Here is a 20,342-nt window from a genome sequence, read left to right on the forward strand (position 1 = left end):
CACCGCAGCATGCCTGCGCGCGCAAGGTGTGTCACGTCGAGTGGCAGGACGCCACTCGTTGGTCTCTGTCGCGTCGGGCGGCAGGGCGCCGCCCGCGGGAGCGATCAGCGTTGCGTGGCCGGCACGCCTTGGACAGCGTCTTGCTCGCGTGGCGCGGTTTTGCCCGGGGTCGGCCAGGCTTCGAGGTCCAGGTCCAGATCGGCGAACTTGCTCGAGTCGAACACCGGCTGGCTGACGCCGGCACGGCGTTGTTCGTCGTAGTCGCGCATCACGCGCAGGCCGATCTTGAACAGCAGGGCCAGGGCGATCAGGTTGACGAAGGCCAGGCAGGTCATGGTGATGTCGGCGAAGGCGAACACGGTCGACAGGTTCTGCACCGAACCCCATACGATCAGTGCCAGCACCAGGCCACGGTACACCATCAACACGACGCGGTTGCGGGTCAGGAACTGCAGGCTGGTCTCGCCCAGGTAGTAGTTGTAGAGGATGCAGGTGAAGACGAACAGCGACAGGGCGACGCTGACGAACACGCGGCCCCAGTCACCGACCACGGCGGCCAGGGAGTTCTGGGTCAGGACGATGCCGTCACCTTCGAAGCCTGGGGTGTAGAAGCCCGACAGCAGGATCAGCAGCGCGGTGCAGGTGCAGATCACGAAGGTGTCGAGGAACACGCTGAATGCCTGGACCACGCCCTGGGCACCCGGGTGCTTCACGGCGGCCACGGCGGCGACGTTCGGGGCGCTGCCCAGGCCGGCTTCGTTGGCGAACACGCCACGTTTCACACCCATGACGATAGCGCTGCCGAGCAGGCCGCCGAACGCAGGGTCAAGGCCGAAGGCGCTCTTGAAGATGGTTTCCAGCATGGCCGGCACGTGCTCGATCTGGCTGCCGATCACATACAGGGTGACGCCGATGTAGGCCAGGGTCTTGACCGGAACCAGCAGGTCGGAAACCGAGGCGATACGCTTGATGCCGCCGACGAAGACGATCGCCAACAGGACGGCCAGGGCGATGCCGGTGTGGTTCGGGGAGAAGCCGAAGGCATTCTGCAGCGAGTGGGTGACGGTGTACGACTGCAGGCCGTTGAAGGCAAAGCCGTAGGTGACCAGCAGCAGGACGGAGAACACCACTGCCATGCCTTTGAGCTTCAGGCCGTGCTGGATGTAGTAAGCCGGGCCGCCGCGGTACAGGCCGTCGCCATCGGCGCGCTTGTAGACCTGGGCCAGGGTGCATTCGAAGAAGCTGCTGGACATGCCCACCAGTGCGGTGACCCACATCCAGAATACGGCGCCCGGGCCGCCGAGGGTTACGGCGATGCCGACACCGGCGATGTTACCGGCGCCAACGCGGCCGGCGAGGCTCAGCATCAATGCCTGGAACGAGCTCAGTTGGCCTGCTTGACCGCGAAGGGACTCTTTGAAGACGGTGAACATGTGACGGAAATGGCGGAACTGGACGAACCGCGAACGGATCGTGAAGTAGCTACCGAGCCCGACAATGAGCACGATCAGTAGTTTCCCTGAGAGGAAGTCGTTGATGACCTCAAGCATGGAGTGGTTCCTCGCTGTTTTTTGATGCAAAGGCGGCTCGATTGAAAGATCGCGTTACACCCGATGTCACTGGGCAGTGTGGGCTGGCGATGCTTCATCCCGAGCTTTCGCGGGTTGTTTTTAGTGTTGTTTCGCGTGTTTCAGTGCCGCTGTACCGCGGATCGCTTACGCGAAGAGGGGCGGCACTATACCGATGAGCACCGCGGTCGTCTGTACTGGTTTGTAGGACAGACGACGAAGCGCAGGGTATTTCTTCTGAAGGCAGGGGGCGAGGTAGAGCCTTCTTCCTACTTCCGGGTGTAAAAAAAGGGCCTGAAGAGTGACCTTCAGGCCCTCAAAAGGTGAGAGGTGTCTAGTCCCTCGACCTGGTGAGCGTGTTGCAATCCGGCACCGAAGGTCAGCCCTTCAGTGGAACCAGACGCGGAGCAATCATGTTTTCCGGGCGCAGGATATCGGCGAGCATGGCGTCGTCGAGCAAGCCTTCTTCGCGCACCAGTTCCAGTACGCCGCGGCCACTTTCCAGGGCGATGCGGGCGATCCGGGTGGCGTTTTCATAGCCGATGTAGGGGTTCAGCGCGGTGACCAGGCCGATGGAGTGTTCCACCAGCTCGCGGCAGCGCTCTTCGTTGGCGGTGATGCCGACGATGCAGTGTTCGCGCAGCATGTCCATGGCGCGTTGCAGCAGGCGGATCGAGTCGAAGATCTTGAAGGCGATCAGCGGCTCCATCACGTTCAGTTGCAGTTGGCCGCCTTCGGCCGCGATGGTCAGGGCCAGGTCGTTGCCGATGATCTGGAACGCCACCTGGTTGACCGCTTCCGGGATCACCGGGTTGACCTTGCCGGGCATGATCGAGCTGCCGGGCTGACGCGCTGGCAGGTTGATTTCGTTGATCCCGGTGCGCGGGCCGCTGGACAGCAGGCGCAGGTCGTTGCAGATCTTCGACAGCTTGACCGCGGTGCGCTTGAGCATGCCGGAGAACAGCACGAAGGCGCCCATGTCGGAGGTGGCTTCGATCAGGTCGGCGGCGGGCACCAGCGGCTGGCCGCTGATGGTTGCCAGGCGGTCGACCGCCAGTTGCTGGTAGCGCGGGTCGGCGTTGATGCCGGTACCGATGGCGGTGCCGCCCAGGTTGACTTCGGTCAGCAGCTCCGGAGCCAGGGTCTTCAGGCGCGCCAGGTCTTCGCTCAGGGTGGTGGCGAAGGCGCGGAATTCCTGGCCGAGGGTCATCGGCACGGCGTCTTGCAGCTGGGTACGACCCATTTTCAGGACGTGGCTGAACTCTTGACCCTTGGCGGCGAAGGCCTGGATCAGGCTGTCGAGGCTGGCGAGCAGGGCGTCGTGGCCCAGCAGCAGACCCAGGCGAATGGCCGTCGGGTAGGCGTCGTTGGTCGACTGCGCCATGTTCACGTCGTTGTTCGGGTGCAGGTACTGGTATTCGCCCTTGCTGTGACCCATGGCCTCCAGCGCGATGTTGGCGATGACTTCGTTGGCATTCATATTGGTCGAAGTGCCAGCGCCGCCTTGAATCATGTCGACCACGAACTGCTCGTGGAAGTCGCCGCGGATCAGTCGGGCACAGGCTTCGCTGATGGCCGCGTGCTTGGCTTCGGTCAGGTGACCGAGCTCACGGTTGGCGTCAGCGGCGGCCTGCTTGACCATGGCCAGGGCCACGACCAGTTTCGGGTAGTGCGAGATCGGGACGCCGGAGAGACGGAAGTTGTTCACCGCTCGCAGGGTCTGGATGCCGTAATACGCGTCGGCGGGTACGTCGAGTACGCCAAGCAGGTCTTTTTCTGTGCGGAAAGATGCAGCGGAGGACATGATAGAAATCATCTCGATAAGAACCCGGTCGGTGCCGGAACGTTGGCAATGCTAGGCTTGGCCGAATTTTTGGGCCAATGCTGTTCAGCACTGGCCTATGCACAAACGGCATAATGTCGGTGTGACGCGTTGTATATGACGAGCGTGCGAACCAAAATGGTGCGCGTAGCGGGAGGAGCCGATGAATCTCGAAAGCAAATGGTTGGAAGACTTCAGTGCCCTGGCGGCGACCCGCAGCTTTTCCCAGGCGGCCGAGCGGCGCTTTGTGACGCAGCCGGCGTTCAGTCGACGCATCCGCAGCCTGGAGTCGGCGCTGGGGCTGACCCTGGTCAACCGCTCGCGCACGCCGATCGAACTGACGGCGGCGGGGCAGTTGTTTCTGGTGACGGCGCGTACGGTGGTCGAGCAACTGGGTGAGGTGGTGCGCCATCTGCATCATCTGGAAGGCGGGCAGGGCGAAGTCATGCAGGTGGCGGCGGCGCACTCGCTGGCGTTGGGCTTCTTCCCGCGCTGGATCGCGCAGTTGCGTAATGAAGGGCTGAATATCGCCACGCGGCTGGTGGCGACCAATGTCGGCGATGCGGTGCATGCCTTGCGTGAAGGCGGCTGTGACCTGATGTTGGCGTTCTATGACCCGGATGCGGCGTTGCAGATGGACGCGGAGATCTTTCCATCGCTGCACCTGGGGCAGACCGAGATGTTGCCGGTGTGCGCGACCGGCCCGGACGGCCAGCCGCTGTTCGACCTGGAAGGCGAGGCGAGCGTGCCGCTGCTGGCGTATAGCGCGGGGGCGTTTCTCGGGCGTTCGGTGAACCTGTTGCTGCGTCAGCGCAACCTGCGCTTTACCACTATCTATGAAACCGCGATGGCCGACAGTTTGAAAAGCATGGCGCTTGAAGGCCTGGGCATCGCCTGGGTGCCGCATCTCAGCGTTCGGGCGGAATTGGCGCGCGGCGAACTGGTGGTGTGTGGCGGCCCGCAATGGCATGTGCCGCTGGAGATTCGCCTGTATCGCTGCGCGCTGGTGCGCAAGGCCAATGTGCGTTTGTTGTGGCGCAAGCTCGAAGGTGCGGCGGCGCCGGGTTCTAGCTGAACGCCGGGTAATCAATGAGTTTGTGACGTGCTTGGATTGACCTGGAAGTCAGGTAAACCGGCCTTCAGCGGCAAAAGTCCGGTAAACGACAGATGGTCGGTAAAGGTGCGTTTAACGCGCTTTTTTCGGTATACTGCGCGGCCTTCGGCCGGCTTGCCCGGCCCCGATTCGTATGACAAGCCACGCCGGTCTCCCGCGTGGCTTGTTGTTTTTTGACGCGCCCGCGGGCGCCCAAGAGAAGAGGCACGACGATGAGTGCACTGGTTGGCGTGATCATGGGCTCCAAGTCCGATTGGTCCACCCTTAGCCACACCGCCGATATGCTGGAAAAGCTCGGCATCCCCTACGAGGTGAAAGTGGTCTCTGCCCACCGCACCCCGGACCTGCTCTTCCAGTACGCCGAAGAGGCCGAGTCCCGCGGGATCGAGGTGATCATCGCCGGTGCCGGCGGCGCGGCGCACCTGCCAGGCATGTGTGCGGCCAAGACCCACCTGCCGGTGCTCGGCGTGCCGGTGCAGTCGGCGATGCTCTCGGGTGTCGACTCGCTGCTGTCGATCGTGCAGATGCCGGCCGGTATTCCGGTGGCGACCCTGGCCATCGGCAAGGCCGGCGCGATCAATGCGGCGCTGCTCTCGGCGAGCATCCTGGGCGCCAAGCACCCGCATTTCCACGCCGTGCTGAAGAAATTCCGTGCAGAGCAGACAGACAGCGTGCTGGACAATCCAGACCCACGCGTCGCCTGAGGTTGATGACGATGAAGATCGGTGTAATCGGTGGCGGCCAGTTGGGCCGTATGTTGGCACTGGCGGGCACGCCGCTGGGGATGAACTTCGCTTTCCTGGATCCGGCGCCGGATGCCTGTGCAGCCGCCTTGGGCGAACACTTGCGCGCCGATTACGGCGATCAGGACCACCTGCGCCAGTTGGCCGACGAAGTCGACCTGGTGACCTTCGAGTTCGAAAGCGTCCCGGCGGAAACCGTGGCCTTCCTGTCGCAGTTCGTGCCGGTCTATCCGAGCGCCGAGGCCCTGCGCATCGCCCGTGATCGCTGGTTCGAAAAGAGCATGTTCAAGGACCTGGGGATTCCCACCCCGGCCTTCGCCGATATCCAGTCCCAGGCGGACCTGGATGCCGCCGTCGCCAGCATTGGCCTGCCGGCCGTGCTGAAAACCCGCACGCTGGGTTATGACGGCAAGGGCCAGAAAGTCCTGCGCAGCGCGGCCGATGTAGTCGGCACCTTCGCCGAACTGGGCAGTGTTGCCTGCCTGCTGGAGGGCTTCGTGCCGTTCACCGGGGAAGTCTCGCTGATCGCCGTGCGCGGCCGTGATGGCGAAACCTGCTTCTACCCGCTGGTGCACAACACCCACGACAACGGCATCCTGCGCCTGTCCGTGGCCAGCACCGACCATCCGCTGCAAGCCCTGGCCGAGGAGTATGCCGGCCGGGTGCTCAAGCAACTGGATTATGTCGGCGTGCTGGCGTTCGAGTTCTTCGAAGTCGACGGCGGCCTCAAGGCCAACGAAATTGCGCCACGGGTGCACAACTCCGGGCACTGGACCACCGAAGGCGCCGAGTGCAGCCAGTTCGAAAACCACCTGCGGGCGATTGCCGGGCTGCCGCTGGGTTCGACCGCCAAGGTCGGCGAAAGCGCGATGCTCAACTTCATCGGCAGCGTGCCGCCAGTGGAACAGGTGATCGCTATCGCCGATTGCCATCTGCATCACTATGGCAAGGCGTTCAAGGCCGGGCGCAAAGTGGGTCACGCAACCCTGCGCTGTGCCGACAAGGCGACGCTGCAGGAGCAGATCCTGCGGGTCGAAGCATTGATCGCCGAGTAAAGATAGTCAGTGCTGGCGGGAACCTATGGTTGCCGCCAGCCTCTGATGGCAGGATGTCAAAGTGCTGACTAGGCTTTGACTGTGCACACTCACCGAGAGGAAATGCCATGCACATTATTGCGACAATTTTTATCGGCCTCATCGTCGGCCTGGTGGCGCGTTTCCTCAAGCCGGGCGACGACAGCATGGGGTGGATCATGACCATCCTGCTGGGTATCGGCGGTTCGCTGGCGGCGACCTATGGTGGTCAGGCGCTGGGGATCTATCACGCGGGTCAGAGTGCCGGTTTTATCGGTGCGGTTGTTGGCGCGATTGTGTTGCTGGTGATCTACAACCTGATCAGAAAGAACTGACCCAGGTGATCAAACCCTCTCCGCCGCAATGGCGGAGAGGGCTAGAATGCGCGATACCCTTTCTGTTTTCGAGTCTCCCCATGCGCCGTCTTCTTTTGACACTTCTTTTCCTGGGCAGTGGCCTGGCCCATGCCGGCGAACTCCCGGAGACCGACTGGCTGGAACTGATGCCCAAGTCGGACCAGAAAGCCCTTGAGCAAATGCCGGAAATCAGCCACAACACGCCCGAGGGCGACGGTACGTTTACCGCCAAGGGCGGCTTGAAGCAGAGCAAGGGCCTGCCGGCGGTGATGTATTCGACCAAGACCGTGGCGGCCATGGACGGCAAGGACATCCGCATCGGTGGTTACCCGGTGCCGCTGGAGACCGACGCCAAGGGCCGCAGTACGCTGTTTTTCCTGGTGCCGTACCCGGGCGCCTGCATCCACGTGCCGCCACCGCCGCCCAATCAACTGGTGCTGGTGCGTTATCCCAAGGGCCTGAAGCTGGACGACATCTATACGCCGCTTTGGGTCACCGGCACGCTGAAGATCGAGAAGGTCAGCAATGACCTGGCCGACGCGGCGTATGCGCTGGATGCGGGAAAGGTGAGGGTGGTGAAGGAGTCGGATCTGTAAGATTCGAGATCTTCGGCGTTTGTAAGATCGCTTTCGCGGGCAAGCTCCGCTCCCACAAGGGCTGTGTCGTACACAAGCTTTGTGTGTGACTCAGGACTTAATGTGGGAGCGGAGCTTGCCCGCGAAGGGAGCGACGCGGTATCAAGCCAAGCGCTGGCTGCTGATAGTCACACCCAGCGTATGACTGGCCCCTGGCGCCAGCGTCACCACGTCATCCATCACATTCGCGGTCTCGATGCAGAGCATCTTCTGCCAGCCATCGTCGGCCATGTCGGCGAGCTGACTGGCCCGGTCGATCCACGGGTTCCAGATCACCGCCGAACGTGAGCCCTGGCTGCTCAGCTCGATACGCCGCTCCCAGGTCGGATCGACAATGCTCAGCCGCGCAGGCGCATTCGGGTAGATACGGTCGGTTTCACCGGCGAAGCGCAGTTCGCCTTGCTGGCGGACCTGCTTCCAGTCATCCGCGGTGTCGATGTAGGTCAGGCCATCCACGCCCTCGACGTGCACGTTGCGCACATCGCTGACGGCGAAGTAGGTGTGCAGCGCCTGGCTGAGGTTGACCGGATGATCATCCTGGTTTTCGCTGGTGAGCTCGATGTGCAAGGTCTCGCCCAGGCGGATACGCAGGCTCAGGCCGACCTTGTGCGGCCAGTCCGGCAGGCCGCCTTCGGGCAGCGGCAGGCTGAACGTCACATTCACTGCCTCGCCTTCGGCTTCAATGCCCTGCAGCGTCCAGTTCAGCGTCCGCACCAGACCGTGGGCCGTGGGCGCTTCGCTGCTCTGGCGCATGGCCTGGACGCTCTCCGGGTTGCGCGAGAGGTTGCCGAACCACGGCCAGCACACCGGCACGCCGGCCCGGATGTTCTTGCCTTGCTTGAGTACGGCCTCGTTGTTGAACCAGATCAGCGGCGGTTGCCCGGCCAGCTGGTAACTGAGGATCTGCGCGCCTTGTTGCGCCACCAGCAATTCCGCCTGGCCGTGGCGGATGCGCCAGCCGTTCAGCTCGTCCAGTTTTACCGTTTCAACATGGGGCGTGGTCATGGGGTTCTCGCAAGACAGGGAGTTGTAACGGGCCGCGCGCTTGCGGTCGGGTTAACGCCGTGGCACGGAGCGGGTGCGCCCGCTGCCGTCGATGGCCACGAACACAAACGCCGCTTCGGTGACCTTGCGCCATTCGCTGGTCAGCGGATCGTCGCTCCACACCTCGACCATCATCCGCATCGAACTGCGGCCGATTTCCTCGGTATGGGTATAAAAGGACAATTGCGCGCCGACGGCGACCGGGACCAGGAACGCCATGCGGTCGATGGACACCGTGGCCACCCGGCCACCGGCCACTTTGCTGGCCATGGCGGTACCGGCCAGGTCCATCTGGCTGACCAGCCAGCCGCCATAGATGTCACCGAAACCGTTGGCTTCACGCGGAAGCGCGGTGATTTGCAGGGCGAGATCGCCTTGCGGGATAGGATCTTCTTGTTCGAGTTCGATCATGCCGGGGTGCCTCTGACCCGTAACGCTACGTTGGTATTGCAGGTGAATAGCCGTCTTCAAGAAAAACGATTCAGCCCGAACATACTACGTTCGTTACGTTTCTCGTAAGCCGCACTAAGGGAAACTCTGCGAAAGCGGCTGGTTCGGCCCCAACGACGTTTTCGCACAATACCCCTCTAGCCTGCGGGTTTTACCTGGCGCAGGGCATGAGTATATCGGTCGGTAGACCGCGAGACGACCTCCCGGTTCTCATTTTTGCCGACGAATGCGCCGATCCATGTGCTTTTACAAACAATTTGCTATCGTGCCAGGCCTGCCCCCAGCCTGAGCCGAGCCTTGCGTGGCTCATAGACGTGCCCAATAAGAGAAGCCCATGACCACCGCGTCCACCCCGATAGCGCAATCCGCGCGCCCGTTGACCCGCAACGACTACAAGACTTTATCGCTGTCCGCCCTGGGCGGCGCGCTGGAGTTCTACGACTTTATCATTTTCGTGTTTTTTGCCGCTGTGGTCGGCAAGCTGTTTTTCCCCGCGGACATGCCCGAGTGGCTGCGCCTGATGCAGACCTTCGGGATTTTCGCCGCCGGCTACCTGGCCCGGCCGCTGGGTGGCATCGTGATGGCGCACTTCGGCGACCTGCTGGGGCGCAAGAAGATGTTCACCCTGAGTATTTTCCTGATGGCGGTGCCGACCCTGATCATGGGCCTGCTGCCGACCTACGCGCAGATCGGCATCTGGGCGCCGATCCTGCTGTTGCTGATGCGGGTGATCCAGGGCGCGGCCATCGGTGGTGAAGTGCCCGGGGCCTGGGTGTTCGTCGCCGAACACGTGCCGGAACGCAAAATCGGTTTTGCCTGCGGCACCCTGACCTCGGGCCTGACCGCCGGGATTCTGCTGGGTTCGTTGGTGGCGACCCTGATCAACAGCCTTTATACCCCGCTGGAAGTGGCCGATTACGCCTGGCGGATTCCCTTCCTGCTGGGTGGCGTGTTCGGCCTGTTCTCGGTGTACCTGCGCCGCTGGTTGCACGAAACCCCAGTGTTCGCCGAGTTGCAGCTACGCAAGGCGCTGTCCGACGGCATCCCGCTGGGTGCGGTGCTGCGTGATCACCGCGGGGCGATCCTGGTCTCGATGCTGCTGACCTGGTTGTTGTCCGCCGGCGTGGTGGTGGTGATCCTGATGACCCCGACCGTGTTGCAGACGGCTTATCACTTCGCCCCGACCGTGTCGCTGGAAGCCAACAGCCTGGCGACGATCTGCCTGACCCTGGGTTGCATTCTCTCCGGTGCGCTGGCCGACCGTTTTGGTGCCGGCCGGGTGTTCGTGTTCGGCAGCCTGGCGCTGATGGTGACCTTCTGGACCTTCTACGGCAGCTTGCCGTCCCACCCCGAGTGGCTGTTCCCGCTGTATGCCCTGAGCGGCCTGTTCGTCGGCACCATCGGCGCGGTGCCCTATGTGATGGTCAAGGCGTTCCCGGCGGTGGTGCGTTTCAGTGGCCTGTCGTTCTCCTACAACCTGGCCTACGCGATCTTTGGCGGCCTGACCCCGATGGTGGTCACCCTGCTGCTCAAGGAAAGCCCGATGGGTCCGGCTTATTATGTGGCGATCATTTGCAGCATGGGTGTGCTGGTGGGTGGTTATCTGTGGGTGAAGGGGCGTTGAGCGGCTGTTAACAAAGCGCACTTATGGGCTCTCCGGCGGGCCCAGGAAGTTGGGATCGAGGCTGCCCGCTGGTTGGCGCAGCAGTTCGCCAGCGCGGGATTTGCTGATCAGGCCTTCTGCCAAGCCACGGAATACCGGCGACTCGAAACGCTGGGGAGGCTTGCAAGGCATGGGCTCAGGTTCGGACTTGCGCCAGCCATTGGCGCTGAGTTGAATGGTGAGGGTCTTGTAGCCACTTTCGCTGAGCAGATTCAAGTCTTTCAGCTGGCGCAGCGCTGCCTGCATCGACAAGCCATAATGACGCTCGGCATTCAGCGCAATCAACACATGGTGGCCGTCATCGGTGGCGGCGCATGCCCCGTCGAAATCATCCGATCCCGATAGCATGGCCACCTTGATGCCGTGCTCTTCCAGTTGCTCGTTCAGGTGGAAGATGGGATCGCCGCCAAGCCCCCAGAACTCACGCAGCGTCTGGGCATCTTCGCCAACTTGCGAAATTCCAGGGGCGCCAAAGGAATGGGATCCACGCGGAAGAAGTACTCGGGGCCCACCTCAAGGATCTTTGCCAATTGCAGCAGGCGCGTGGAGCTCGGCGTAGTCAATCCGTTCTCGTATTTGCTGAGCGCTTGTTTGGTGATGTCACCCAACTGGAGGGCCAAAGCCTCCAGAGACATGCCGCGCAGCAAGCGGGCACGGCGGATTCGGTCGTTGATCATAAAATCCCCTCGGGTTGACAAAAATGTATTTTTTGCCAGCGAGGCGGTAGTGGGGGAGCCGAGCCTGTCTATAAAGGAAGAGGGTTTCAAATTGTTTCAGGGGTGACATGTTTCGGTGCCGCGTGACGGCGGCGTAGCCCGGTAGAAGCGGGCTTGCGCCGGTTTTTCCGCTTCAGGCCAACCTTTTTCCGCATGATGGCCATTCATCTAACTGTCACATACCAGTCATAGAGTGTTCATCCGGCCTGCTGATACTTGGCCCCGATCTGATAAACCCTCTCTGCTAGGAGCAAGGCATGAAACTGAAGCGTTTGATGGCGGCAATGACTTTTGTCGCTGCTGGCGTTGCAACTGCCCACGCGGTCGCCGCTGGCGTGGACCCGTCCATTCCGTCTTATACAAAAGTCACGGGTGTATCGGGCAACCTGTCCAGCGTTGGTTCCGATACCCTGGCTAACCTCATGACCCTGTGGGCCGAGGGCTACAAGAAAGAATACCCGAACGTGAACATTCAGATTCAGGCCGCCGGCTCCGCTACCGCGCCGCCCGCCCTGACTGAAGGCACTTCGAACCTGGGTCCGATGAGCCGCAAGATGAAGGACACCGAACTGGCTGCCTTCGAGCAGAAGTACGGCTACAAGCCGACCGCTATCCCGGTCGCGGTGGATGCCCTGGCCGTGTTCGTGCACAAGGACAACCCGATCAAGCACCTGACCATGGAACAAGTCGACGCGATCTTCTCCTCGACTCGTCTGTGCGGCGCCAAAGCCGAAGTCAAGACCTGGGCTGACCTGGGCGTGACCGGCGACCTGGCCAACAAGCCAGTCCAACTGTTCGGCCGTAACTCGGTATCCGGCACCTACGGCTACTTCAAGGAAGAAGCCCTGTGCAAAGGCGACTACAAGCCTAACGTGAACGAACAACCGGGTTCGGCTTCCGTTGTGCAGTCCATCAGCTCCTCGCTGAACGGTATCGGCTACTCGGGTATCGGCTACAAGACCGCCAGCGTGAAAACCGTTGCCCTGTCGAAGAAAGGCAGCACAGAGTTCATCGAAGACAGCGAAGAAAACGCACTGAACGGCAAATACCCGCTGTCGCGTTTCCTCTACGTGTACGTCAACAAGGCACCGGGCAAGCCTCTGGCTCCGCTGGAAGCCGAGTTCGTGAAACTGGTTCTGTCCAAGCAGGGTCAGGAAGTGGTTGTGAAAGACGGCTACATCCCACTGCCAGCCAAAGTTGCCGCCAAGGCACTGGCTGACCTGGGTCTGAGCGAAGGCAAGCAGTAAGCCTTCAGCCGGGACGCCAGTCCCGGCAGCAACACCAAGGCGCGGTTTGATTCCCATCGACCGCGCCCCTCATTCCGAAACCGCTGCCAGCCTTGCTGGGCGGCGGCTTCAGTGCGTCACTGCATTGTCATCTTTCTGTCATACAGGACCGCTAGGGTGTGCGCATGAACGATCTGGCCAATTCCACCATGACTACGACTTCTCCCCCCAAGCGCATTGACTTCAATACGCCTGAGCTGCAACGCAAGCGCCGGATTCGCGCGCTGAAAGATCGCCTGACCCGTTGGTACGTGTTCATTGGCGGTTTGGCCGTCCTCGGTGCGATCACGCTGATCTTCTTCTTTCTCGGTTATGTGGTCCTGCCCTTGTTCCAGGGCGCTTCGCTGACCGCCGAAAAAAGCATTACCCCGGCCTGGATCCAGGATGCCGGCAAAGCCCTGATGATCTCCCTGGAAGAGCAGAACCAGGTGGGCATGCGGGTTTCCGACACAGGCCAGGTGCTGTTCTTCAATGTCCAGGACGCCAGCGAACTGTCGCGGGTCAACCTGCCGATTCCGGCGGGCACCACGGTCACCTCGATCAGCAAGGACCAGCCGGGTATCCCGCTGGTGATTGTCGGCCTGTCCAATGGCCAGGCGCTGGTGTTCCGTCACACCTATAAAGTGACCTACCCGGACGGTAAGAAAACTATTTCCCCGGCGGTCGAGTACCCCTACGGCGATACGCCGATCATTCTCGACGACCAGGGCCGTGCGCTTGAGCATGTGAACCTGAACGCCGCCGACACGACCCTGGTCGTGGCCGGCTCCACCGGTGCCCAACTGCACGTGCTGGCGCTGAGCAAAGAAGAAAACATGATGACCGGCGAGGTCACCAGCGAGCAGCGCAGCATCGAGCTGCCGCAGATGACCGAGCCGGTCAAGGCAATCTATATCGATCCGCGCCAGCAATGGCTGTACGTGATCAACGGGCGTGCCCAGGCCGATGTGTTCAGCCTGCGCGACAAGAGCCTGAACGGTCGCTACAAACTGCTGGAAAGCGCCACTGCCGAAGTGACCGCCAGTACTCAACTGGTGGGCGGTATCTCGCTGATCATCGGTGACTCCAGCGGCGGCCTGGCCCAGTGGTTCATGGCACGCGATCCGGATGGCGAACTGCGCCTGAAAAATATCCGCGGTTTCCAGATGGGCAGCGCGCCTATCGTCGAAATCACCGCTGAAGAGCGTCGCAAGGGCTTCGTCGCCATGGACGCCTCCGGCAAGCTCGGCGTGTTCCACAGCACCGCGCACCGGACCCTGCTGGTCAACCAGGTGGTCGACGGCCAGGGCCTGTTCGGCCTGTCGCCACGGGCCAACCGGGTGATCGTCGAGCAAGGCGGCAAGATCCAGCCGTTGGCCCTCAACAACCCGCACCCGGAAGTTTCCTGGAGCGCGCTGTGGAGCAAGGTCTGGTACGAGAACTACGACGAGCCCAAGTATGTCTGGCAATCGACCGCCGCCAACACCGACTTCGAACCCAAGCTGAGCTTGTCGCCGCTGACCTTCGGTACCCTGAAGGCGGCGTTCTATGCCATGCTCCTGGCTGCACCGCTGGCTGTCGCCGCGGCCATCTACACCGCCTACTTCATGGCCCCGGGCATGCGCCGCAAGGTCAAGCCGGTGATCGAGTTGATGGAAGCGATGCCGACGGTGATCCTCGGCTTCTTCGCCGGCCTGTTCCTGGCGCCGTATGTCGAAGGGCACCTGCCGGGGATCTTCAGCCTGTTGATGCTCGTGCCGATCGGCATCCTCGTAGCCGGCTTCGCCTGGAGCCGCCTGCCCGAGTCGCTGCGCCTGCGGGTGCCGGACGGCTGGGAAAGCGCGATCCTGATTCCGGTGATCCTGTTCGTCGGCTGGCTCTCGCTGTTCATGAGCCCGCACCTGGAGACCTGGTTCTTCGGTGGTGACATGCGCATGTGGATCTCCCACGACCTGGGTATCACCTACGACCAGCGCAACGCCCTGGTGGTCGGCCTGGCCATGGGCTTCGCGGTGATCCCGAACATCTACTCCATCGCCGAAGACGCCGTGTTCAGCGTACCGCGCGGCCTGACCCTGGGCTCGCTGGCCCTGGGCGCCACGCCGTGGCAGACCATGACACGGGTGGTGATCCTCACCGCCAGCCCGGGGATTTTCTCGGCGCTGATGATCGGCATGGGCCGCGCCGTCGGCGAGACCATGATCGTGCTGATGGCCACCGGTAACACCCCGGTCATGGAGATGAACCTGTTCGAAGGCCTGCGCACCCTGGCGGCCAACGTCGCGGTGGAGATGCCGGAGTCGGAAGTGGGCGGTAGTCACTACCGCGTACTGTTCCTCTCGGCGCTGGTGCTGCTGCTGTTCACGTTCATCATGAACACCCTCGCGGAACTGATTCGTCAGCGTCTGCGCAAGAAATACTCGTCGCTTTAAGAAAGGTAGAAGTCTGTGAAACAGAACTCCCTGAACAGCTGGTTCAAGAGCGGCGCCCCTGGCGTCTGGATCAGCGGTGGTGCGGTATCCATCGCGGTCATCATGACCATCGGCCTGCTGGCCGTGATCGCTGTGCGCGGCCTGGGCCACTTCTGGCCGGCCGACCTGGTCCACGCCCAATACAACGTGCCGGGCCAGGCCAACCAGGTCGTGGTCGGCGAGGTGGTACAGAAGGAAGAAGTGCCGCGCGTGCGCCTGAAGACGGCCGGCTTGCCGGTGCCGGACGAAGGTCCCGAGTTCATGACCCGGGAGCTGATCAAGGTCGGTAACCGCGATCTGAACGGCAACGATTTCACCTGGATCGTCGGCGAGTGGTTGCAGGAGCAGAGTTATCCGGCCGAACTGATGACCATCGAGCGTCGCGAGTGGGGCAACTTCTACGGCACCCTGGTCAACGTCAAGGAAAGCGGCAAGGTGATCGCCGAAGGCGAAGCCGCCTGGCCCGAGCTGCAGGCCCGTGTCCAGCGTGTGAACACTTTGGCGGCGCAGATCAAGACGCTGGAGAAGAGCGACATCGGCGCCATCAACGCCGGCCTCGAGCGGATTCGCCTGCACGGCCGCAAGCTGGAGCTCGAAGGCCGTCTTGATGCCACCGCGCAAGCCGACATGGCCACCGAACGTGCTGAACTGAATGCCCGCTACCAGGATATCGAAGCACGCCTGAGCGATCTGCATACCCAGTTCAACCGCGACAGCCTGACGGCCCGCGATGCCAACGGCAAGGAACTGGAAATCAGCATCGGCAAAGTGGTGCACGCCTACCAGCCGAACGCCATGGGCAAGCTGACCAAGCTGGGCTTCTATTTCAGCAAGGTCTGGGAGTTCCTCAGCGACGACCCGCGTGAAGCCAACACCGAAGGCGGGATCTTCCCGGCGATCTTCGGCACCGTAATGATGACCCTGATCATGGCGATGATCGTGACCCCGTTCGGCGTGCTGGCGGCGGTCTACCTGCGTGAATACGCCAAGCAGAACGCGCTGACCCGGATCATCCGTATCGCGGTGAACAACCTGGCCGGTGTGCCGGCGATCGTCTACGGGGTGTTCGGCCTGGGCTTCTTCGTCTATGTCCTGGGCGGCTCGCTCGACCGACTGTTCTTCCCCGAAGCCCTGCCGGCCCCGACCTTCGGTACCCCGGGCCTGCTCTGGGCGTCCCTGACCCTGGCACTGCTGGCGGTACCGGTGGTGATCGTGGCGACCGAGGAAGGCCTGGCGCGGATTCCGCGCACCGTGCGCGAAGGTTCGCTGGCCCTGGGCGCGACCAAGGCCGAGACCTTGTGGAAGATCGTCCTGCCGATGGCCAGTCCGGCGATGATGACCGGCATGATTCTCGCCGTGGCCCGTGCCGCCGGCGAAGTGGCGCCGCTGATGCTGGTGGGTGTGGTGAAACTGGCGCCGTCGCTGCCGGTGGACGGCAACTACCCTTACCTGCACCTGGACCAGAAGATCATGCACCTGGGCTTCCACATCTACGACGTCGGCTTCCAGAGCCCGAACGTCGAGGCCGCTCGTCCGCTGGTCTACGCCACGGCATTGCTATTGGTGCTGGTGATCGCCACGTTGAACCTCTCGGCCGTATGGATCCGGAACCACCTGCGCGAGAAGTACAAGGCGCTGGATAGCTGATCGATTTTTAAGGCGTGTCGCCGGCCCGAACGCGAGGCTGGCGGCCCATTGAAACGAATGTGTAAGCGCAGGGAGTTACCCCATGCAGCATGAAACCCAAACCCATGGCATCAACATGTCCGCCCTGGGCCGTAGCAAGCAGAGCCTGGACCTGGCGAGCGAGACCGTCGCCATCGAAGTCCCGAAATTGAGCCTGTACTACGGCGAGAAGCAGGCGCTGTACGACGTCAGCATGAATATCCCCAAGCAGCGTGTGACGGCCTTCATCGGCCCGTCCGGTTGCGGCAAGTCGACGTTGCTGCGCACCTTCAACCGCATGAACGACCTGGTGGACGGTTGCCGCGTGGACGGTGAAATCAACCTCTACGGCAACAACATCTACCGCAAGGGCGAGGACGTCGCCGAGCTGCGTCGCAAGGTCGGCATGGTGTTCCAGAAGCCCAACCCGTTCCCCAAGACCATCTACGAAAACGTGGTCTACGGCCTGCGTATCCAGGGCATCAACAAGAAGCGTATCCTCGATGAGGCCGTGGAATGGGCCCTCAAGGGCGCGGCGTTGTGGGAAGAGGTCAAGGATCGCCTGCATGACTCGGCCCTGGGCCTGTCCGGTGGTCAGCAACAGCGTCTGGTGATTGCCCGGACCATCGCGGTCGAACCGGAAGTGTTGCTGCTCGATGAACCCTGCTCGGCACTCGACCCGATCTCGACCCTCAAGGTCGAAGAACTGATCTACGAGCTGAAATCAAAGTTCACTATTGTCATCGTCACCCACAACATGCAACAGGCGGCGCGGGTTTCCGACTACACCGCATTCATGTACATGGGCAAGCTGGTGGAGTTCGGTGACACCGACACGCTGTTCACCAACCCGGCGAAGAAACAGACCGAAGACTACATCACCGGTCGTTATGGCTAGGTGAGAGAGCTGCAAGTCGTCAGCGACAAGCGGCAAGCACGGACAGCCTGAGCATATTAATAATTCGGCTTGAAGCTTACAGCTTGAAGCTTGCAGCTTTCGCGGAGCGAAACAATGATTGATAAAGACGGTCTTACCCATCACATTTCCGCGCAGTTCAACGCGGAGCTGGAAGAAGTACGCAGCCACCTCCTGGCCATGGGCGGCTTGGTCGAGAAACAGGTCAACGATGCGGTGACCGCGTTGATCGAAGCCGATTCGGGCCTGGCCCAGCAAGTGCGCGAAATCGACGACCAGATCAACCAGATGGAGCGCAACATCGACGAGGAGTGCCTGCGCATTCTGGCCCGTCGCCAGCCAGCGGCCTCAGACCTGCGCCTGATCATCAGCATCTCCAAGTCGGTGATCGACCTGGAGCGCATCGGTGACGAAGCGACCAAGATCGCCCGTCGCGCCATCCAGCTGTGCGAGGAAGGCGAGGCGCCGCGTGGTTATGTCGAGGTGCGGCACATCGGCGACCAGGTGCGTAACATGGTCCGTGACTCGCTGGACGCCTTTGCTCGCTTCGACGCCGAGCTGGCACTGTCGGTTGCGCAATACGACAAGATCATCGACCGCGAGTACAAGACCGCCCTGCGCGAGCTGGCGACCTACATGATGGAAGATCCGCGCTCGATCACGCGGGTGCTGAGCATCATCTGGGTACTGCGTTCCCTGGAGCGGATCGGCGATCACGCACGCAACATCTCCGAACTGGTGATCTATCTGGTGCGCGGCACCGATGTCCGGCACATGGGACTCAAGCGCATGCGCCAGGAAGTTGAGGGCACCTTGTCCGAAACTGCTAATGTTCCCGGTGAAGCTGACGATAAGTAAGATTGCCCGAGAGAAACGCCCGGCCTAAGGTCGGGCGTTTTTGTTTGTGGCGCATGAATTTACGCGCACCCGCGAACGAAAAGTCCCGGTGTGACCAATCGCTGTTGGCAAATAGCCATTAGTCAGTATGCTAGCCGGGATTTTCAGAGGAATGGTCAATGAGTAAAGTCAGTGTGTTGGTGGTGGATGACGCGTCGTTCATCCGCGATCTGGTGAAAAAATGCCTGCGCAACTACTTCCCGGGCGTCCGGATCGAAGACGCTGTCAACGGTCGCAAGGCCCAGGCGATACTGGCTCGCGAAGCGTTCGACCTGGTGCTGTGCGACTGGGAAATGCCGGAAATGTCCGGTCTGGAGTTGCTGACCTGGTGCCGCCAGCAGGACAACCTGAAGAGCATGCCGTTCGTCATGGTGACCAGCCGTGGCGACAAGGAAAACGTGGTTCAGGCGATCCAGGCCGGTGTTTCCGGTTATGTGAGCAAGCCATTTACCAACGAACAGCTGCTGACCAAGGTCAAGCAGGCGTTGCACAAGGTCGGCAAGCTCGACACCTTGATGAACAGTGCGCCGACCAGGGCGAATTCGGCTTTTGGCAACGATTCCCTGAGCGCCTTGACCGGCGGCCGGGCTGAAGTGGTCAGTCCGGCGGCTGCGCAAGCCCCTGCGGCGGCACCGTCCAAAGGCCTGCTCAACAGCCCGCCGGTGCGTCCGAGCACCGCCGCCTCGCCGGCAGGCGCGGCTGCCTCGGGCGGTCGCGGCCAGGGCCAGTTGCGCCTGTCCAGCGGCACCCAGCAGTGCGTGATCAAGGCGCTAAGCATCAAGGAGGCCTTGTTGGTGGTGCGTCGCACCGAGGTTCTGCCGCAGGTCCTGGAAAACGCGGTGCTGGACCTGGAGCAAGGCGACAACGCCGAGATCGCCCGCCTGAATGGCTATCTGCATGCGATCGTCGCCCATGAACCGAAGCCGGACAGTGAATGGTTGCAACTGACCTTCCGCTTTGTCGACCAGGACGCCCAGAAGCTGGACTACATCTCCCGCCTGATCGCCCGTGGCACCGCCCAGAAGCACTTCGTTCCCGGGGCTTGATGCCCACCTGACGGCGTGGTGGCCTTGCCCATCGCGCCGTTGCCTGACCTTCCTCTTGTAACGACTTCCTGTCTTTGGAGCGCCTTTCGTCCGAATCCTCCCGCTCGGATTGTTTTATATCTGTTTCGATATAAGCTGCATAAAAGCCGTGTGAGTGGCGGCCTCGCAGCCAAGCCTTGAAACAACCTCGCCCGATGGAACTCCCATCCATTGATTAGGCTTTTCCTGTCAGCAACAGGAGAAGTCGATGGCAAGGCACAACAAGGATGTGGTGTTTGTTGGGAGTTCACTCAGGGATCTCAAGGCGTTCCCGCTGGATGCGCGCAGGGCGGTCGGTTTTCAACTGGACCTTCTGCAGCAGGGTGAAGCGCCCTGCGATTGGAAGCCTATGAAGACGGTAGGCAAGGGTGTCTATGAGATCAGGGTGAGTGAAGAAAGTGGAGCATTTCGGGTGTTTTACATGGCCAACCGGGCCGATGCCCTGTATGTCCTTCACGCCTTCAGGAAGACCACCCAGAAGACGCAAACCCGGGATATCGAACTGGCGCGAGCCAGACTGCAGGAGATAGGAGCAACACTATGACCGACCTGATCAAGACCGAACGTTTCGCCTCTGTCTGGGATGCCCTTGAGGACACCCCTCGGGAGGCGGCCAACATGCGCCTGCGCTCCAAGCTGATGATGGAGCTGATCAGCCGGGTGAACGCCTGGGAGCTGTCGCAGAAGGACGCAGCCAAGCGCCTGGGGATCACCCAACCTCGGTTGAATGACCTGCTGAACGGCAAGATCGACAAGTTTTCCCTGGATGCGCTGGTGAACCTGTCGGCGCCGGCCCAGTTGGACGTCGATTTGTGCTTTGGCCCCGGGGCCATCCGGCTGGCGTGATTCACACAAATGC

20 protein-coding genes are annotated in these 20,342 nt (G+C 61.8%); 14 read left to right on the forward strand and 6 right to left on the reverse strand.

Annotated elements, in window-relative coordinates:
* Positions 1-104: 104 nt before the first annotated feature.
* Positions 105-1,550, reverse strand: coding sequence for an alanine/glycine:cation symporter family protein (locus tag M5B96_RS21845; RefSeq protein WP_248799091.1), 1,446 nt, complete (start codon positions 1,548-1,550; stop codon positions 105-107).
* 397 nt (positions 1,551-1,947) lie between these two features.
* A complete protein-coding gene (gene aspA, locus M5B96_RS21850; RefSeq protein ID WP_248799092.1) occupies positions 1,948-3,372 on the reverse strand; it encodes an aspartate ammonia-lyase in 1,425 nt (474 codons plus the stop codon).
* Between the two features lie 181 nt (positions 3,373-3,553).
* On the opposite strand from aspA, the gene M5B96_RS21855 reads away from it, so the two are divergent.
* From M5B96_RS21855 to M5B96_RS21875, 5 genes are all read left to right on the forward strand, one after another.
* Positions 3,554-4,465 carry a LysR substrate-binding domain-containing protein gene (locus M5B96_RS21855; RefSeq protein ID WP_248799093.1) on the forward strand — a complete coding sequence of 304 codons (912 nt, stop codon included), beginning with the start codon at positions 3,554-3,556 and terminating at the stop codon, positions 4,463-4,465.
* A gap of 251 nt (positions 4,466-4,716) precedes the next feature.
* The gene (gene purE, locus M5B96_RS21860) at positions 4,717-5,208 is read left to right on the forward strand and encodes a 5-(carboxyamino)imidazole ribonucleotide mutase (RefSeq protein ID WP_121135587.1); all 492 of its coding nucleotides are present in this window, start codon (positions 4,717-4,719) and stop codon (positions 5,206-5,208) included.
* 11 nt (positions 5,209-5,219) lie between these two features.
* Positions 5,220-6,302 carry a 5-(carboxyamino)imidazole ribonucleotide synthase gene (locus M5B96_RS21865; RefSeq protein WP_248799094.1) on the forward strand — a complete coding sequence of 361 codons (1,083 nt, stop codon included), beginning with the start codon at positions 5,220-5,222 and terminating at the stop codon, positions 6,300-6,302.
* A gap of 107 nt (positions 6,303-6,409) precedes the next feature.
* Complete coding sequence (locus M5B96_RS21870; protein ID WP_248799095.1) at positions 6,410-6,655, forward strand: GlsB/YeaQ/YmgE family stress response membrane protein; 246 nt, start codon at positions 6,410-6,412, stop codon at positions 6,653-6,655.
* Between the two features lie 80 nt (positions 6,656-6,735).
* Complete coding sequence (locus M5B96_RS21875; RefSeq protein WP_248799096.1) at positions 6,736-7,272, forward strand: DUF3299 domain-containing protein; 537 nt, start codon at positions 6,736-6,738, stop codon at positions 7,270-7,272.
* A gap of 141 nt (positions 7,273-7,413) precedes the next feature.
* On the opposite strand, the gene M5B96_RS21880 is transcribed toward M5B96_RS21875, so the two are convergent.
* Both M5B96_RS21880 and M5B96_RS21885 read right to left on the reverse strand, forming a co-directional pair.
* Complete coding sequence (locus M5B96_RS21880; RefSeq protein ID WP_248799097.1) at positions 7,414-8,316, reverse strand: D-hexose-6-phosphate mutarotase; 903 nt, start codon at positions 8,314-8,316, stop codon at positions 7,414-7,416.
* 51 nt (positions 8,317-8,367) lie between these two features.
* On the reverse strand, positions 8,368-8,766 hold the full coding sequence (locus M5B96_RS21885; RefSeq protein WP_040071787.1) for an acyl-CoA thioesterase: 399 nt from the start codon (positions 8,764-8,766) through the stop codon (positions 8,368-8,370).
* 373 nt (positions 8,767-9,139) lie between these two features.
* Here M5B96_RS21885 and M5B96_RS21890 point away from each other — a divergent pair, with 373 nt between their 5' ends.
* Positions 9,140-10,429, forward strand: coding sequence for an MFS transporter (locus M5B96_RS21890; RefSeq protein ID WP_248799098.1), 1,290 nt, complete (start codon positions 9,140-9,142; stop codon positions 10,427-10,429).
* Between the two features lie 21 nt (positions 10,430-10,450).
* Here M5B96_RS21890 and M5B96_RS21895 read toward each other — a convergent pair whose 3' ends face one another.
* Both M5B96_RS21895 and M5B96_RS21900 read right to left on the reverse strand, forming a co-directional pair.
* Positions 10,451-10,816 (reverse strand): hypothetical protein, encoded by a 366-nt coding sequence (locus tag M5B96_RS21895; protein ID WP_248799099.1) that lies wholly within the window; start codon positions 10,814-10,816, stop codon positions 10,451-10,453.
* A gap of 35 nt (positions 10,817-10,851) precedes the next feature.
* A complete protein-coding gene (locus M5B96_RS21900) occupies positions 10,852-11,145 on the reverse strand; it encodes a helix-turn-helix domain-containing protein (RefSeq protein WP_248799100.1) in 294 nt (97 codons plus the stop codon).
* 296 nt (positions 11,146-11,441) lie between these two features.
* Here M5B96_RS21900 and M5B96_RS21905 point away from each other — a divergent pair, with 296 nt between their 5' ends.
* The 8 genes from M5B96_RS21905 to M5B96_RS21940 all read left to right on the forward strand — a co-directional run bounded on the left by M5B96_RS21905 (position 11,442) and on the right by M5B96_RS21940 (position 20,329).
* A complete protein-coding gene (locus M5B96_RS21905) occupies positions 11,442-12,431 on the forward strand; it encodes a phosphate ABC transporter substrate-binding protein PstS (protein ID WP_248799101.1) in 990 nt (329 codons plus the stop codon).
* A gap of 164 nt (positions 12,432-12,595) precedes the next feature.
* On the forward strand, positions 12,596-14,881 hold the full coding sequence (locus M5B96_RS21910) for an ABC transporter permease subunit (RefSeq protein ID WP_248799102.1): 2,286 nt from the start codon (positions 12,596-12,598) through the stop codon (positions 14,879-14,881).
* Between the two features lie 15 nt (positions 14,882-14,896).
* Positions 14,897-16,567 carry a phosphate ABC transporter permease PstA gene (pstA, locus tag M5B96_RS21915; RefSeq protein ID WP_248799103.1) on the forward strand — a complete coding sequence of 557 codons (1,671 nt, stop codon included), beginning with the start codon at positions 14,897-14,899 and terminating at the stop codon, positions 16,565-16,567.
* 82 nt (positions 16,568-16,649) lie between these two features.
* A complete protein-coding gene (gene pstB, locus M5B96_RS21920) occupies positions 16,650-17,483 on the forward strand; it encodes a phosphate ABC transporter ATP-binding protein PstB (RefSeq protein ID WP_248799104.1) in 834 nt (277 codons plus the stop codon).
* Between the two features lie 114 nt (positions 17,484-17,597).
* Positions 17,598-18,359, forward strand: a complete 762-nt coding sequence (gene phoU, locus M5B96_RS21925; protein ID WP_121135576.1) for a phosphate signaling complex protein PhoU — start codon at positions 17,598-17,600, stop codon at positions 18,357-18,359.
* Positions 18,360-18,517: 158 nt separating this feature from the next.
* On the forward strand, positions 18,518-19,444 hold the full coding sequence (locus M5B96_RS21930) for a response regulator (RefSeq protein WP_248799105.1): 927 nt from the start codon (positions 18,518-18,520) through the stop codon (positions 19,442-19,444).
* Between the two features lie 247 nt (positions 19,445-19,691).
* Complete coding sequence (locus M5B96_RS21935; RefSeq protein ID WP_248799106.1) at positions 19,692-20,027, forward strand: type II toxin-antitoxin system RelE/ParE family toxin; 336 nt, start codon at positions 19,692-19,694, stop codon at positions 20,025-20,027.
* On the forward strand, positions 20,024-20,329 hold the full coding sequence (locus M5B96_RS21940; RefSeq protein ID WP_248799107.1) for a helix-turn-helix domain-containing protein: 306 nt from the start codon (positions 20,024-20,026) through the stop codon (positions 20,327-20,329). The genes M5B96_RS21935 and M5B96_RS21940 overlap by 4 nt, the downstream gene beginning before the upstream one ends.
* Positions 20,330-20,342 lie beyond the last annotated feature (13 nt).

The organism is Pseudomonas sp. MWU13-2105 (assembly GCF_023242315.1).
Taxonomy (GTDB): Bacteria; Pseudomonadota; Gammaproteobacteria; order Pseudomonadales; family Pseudomonadaceae; genus Aquipseudomonas.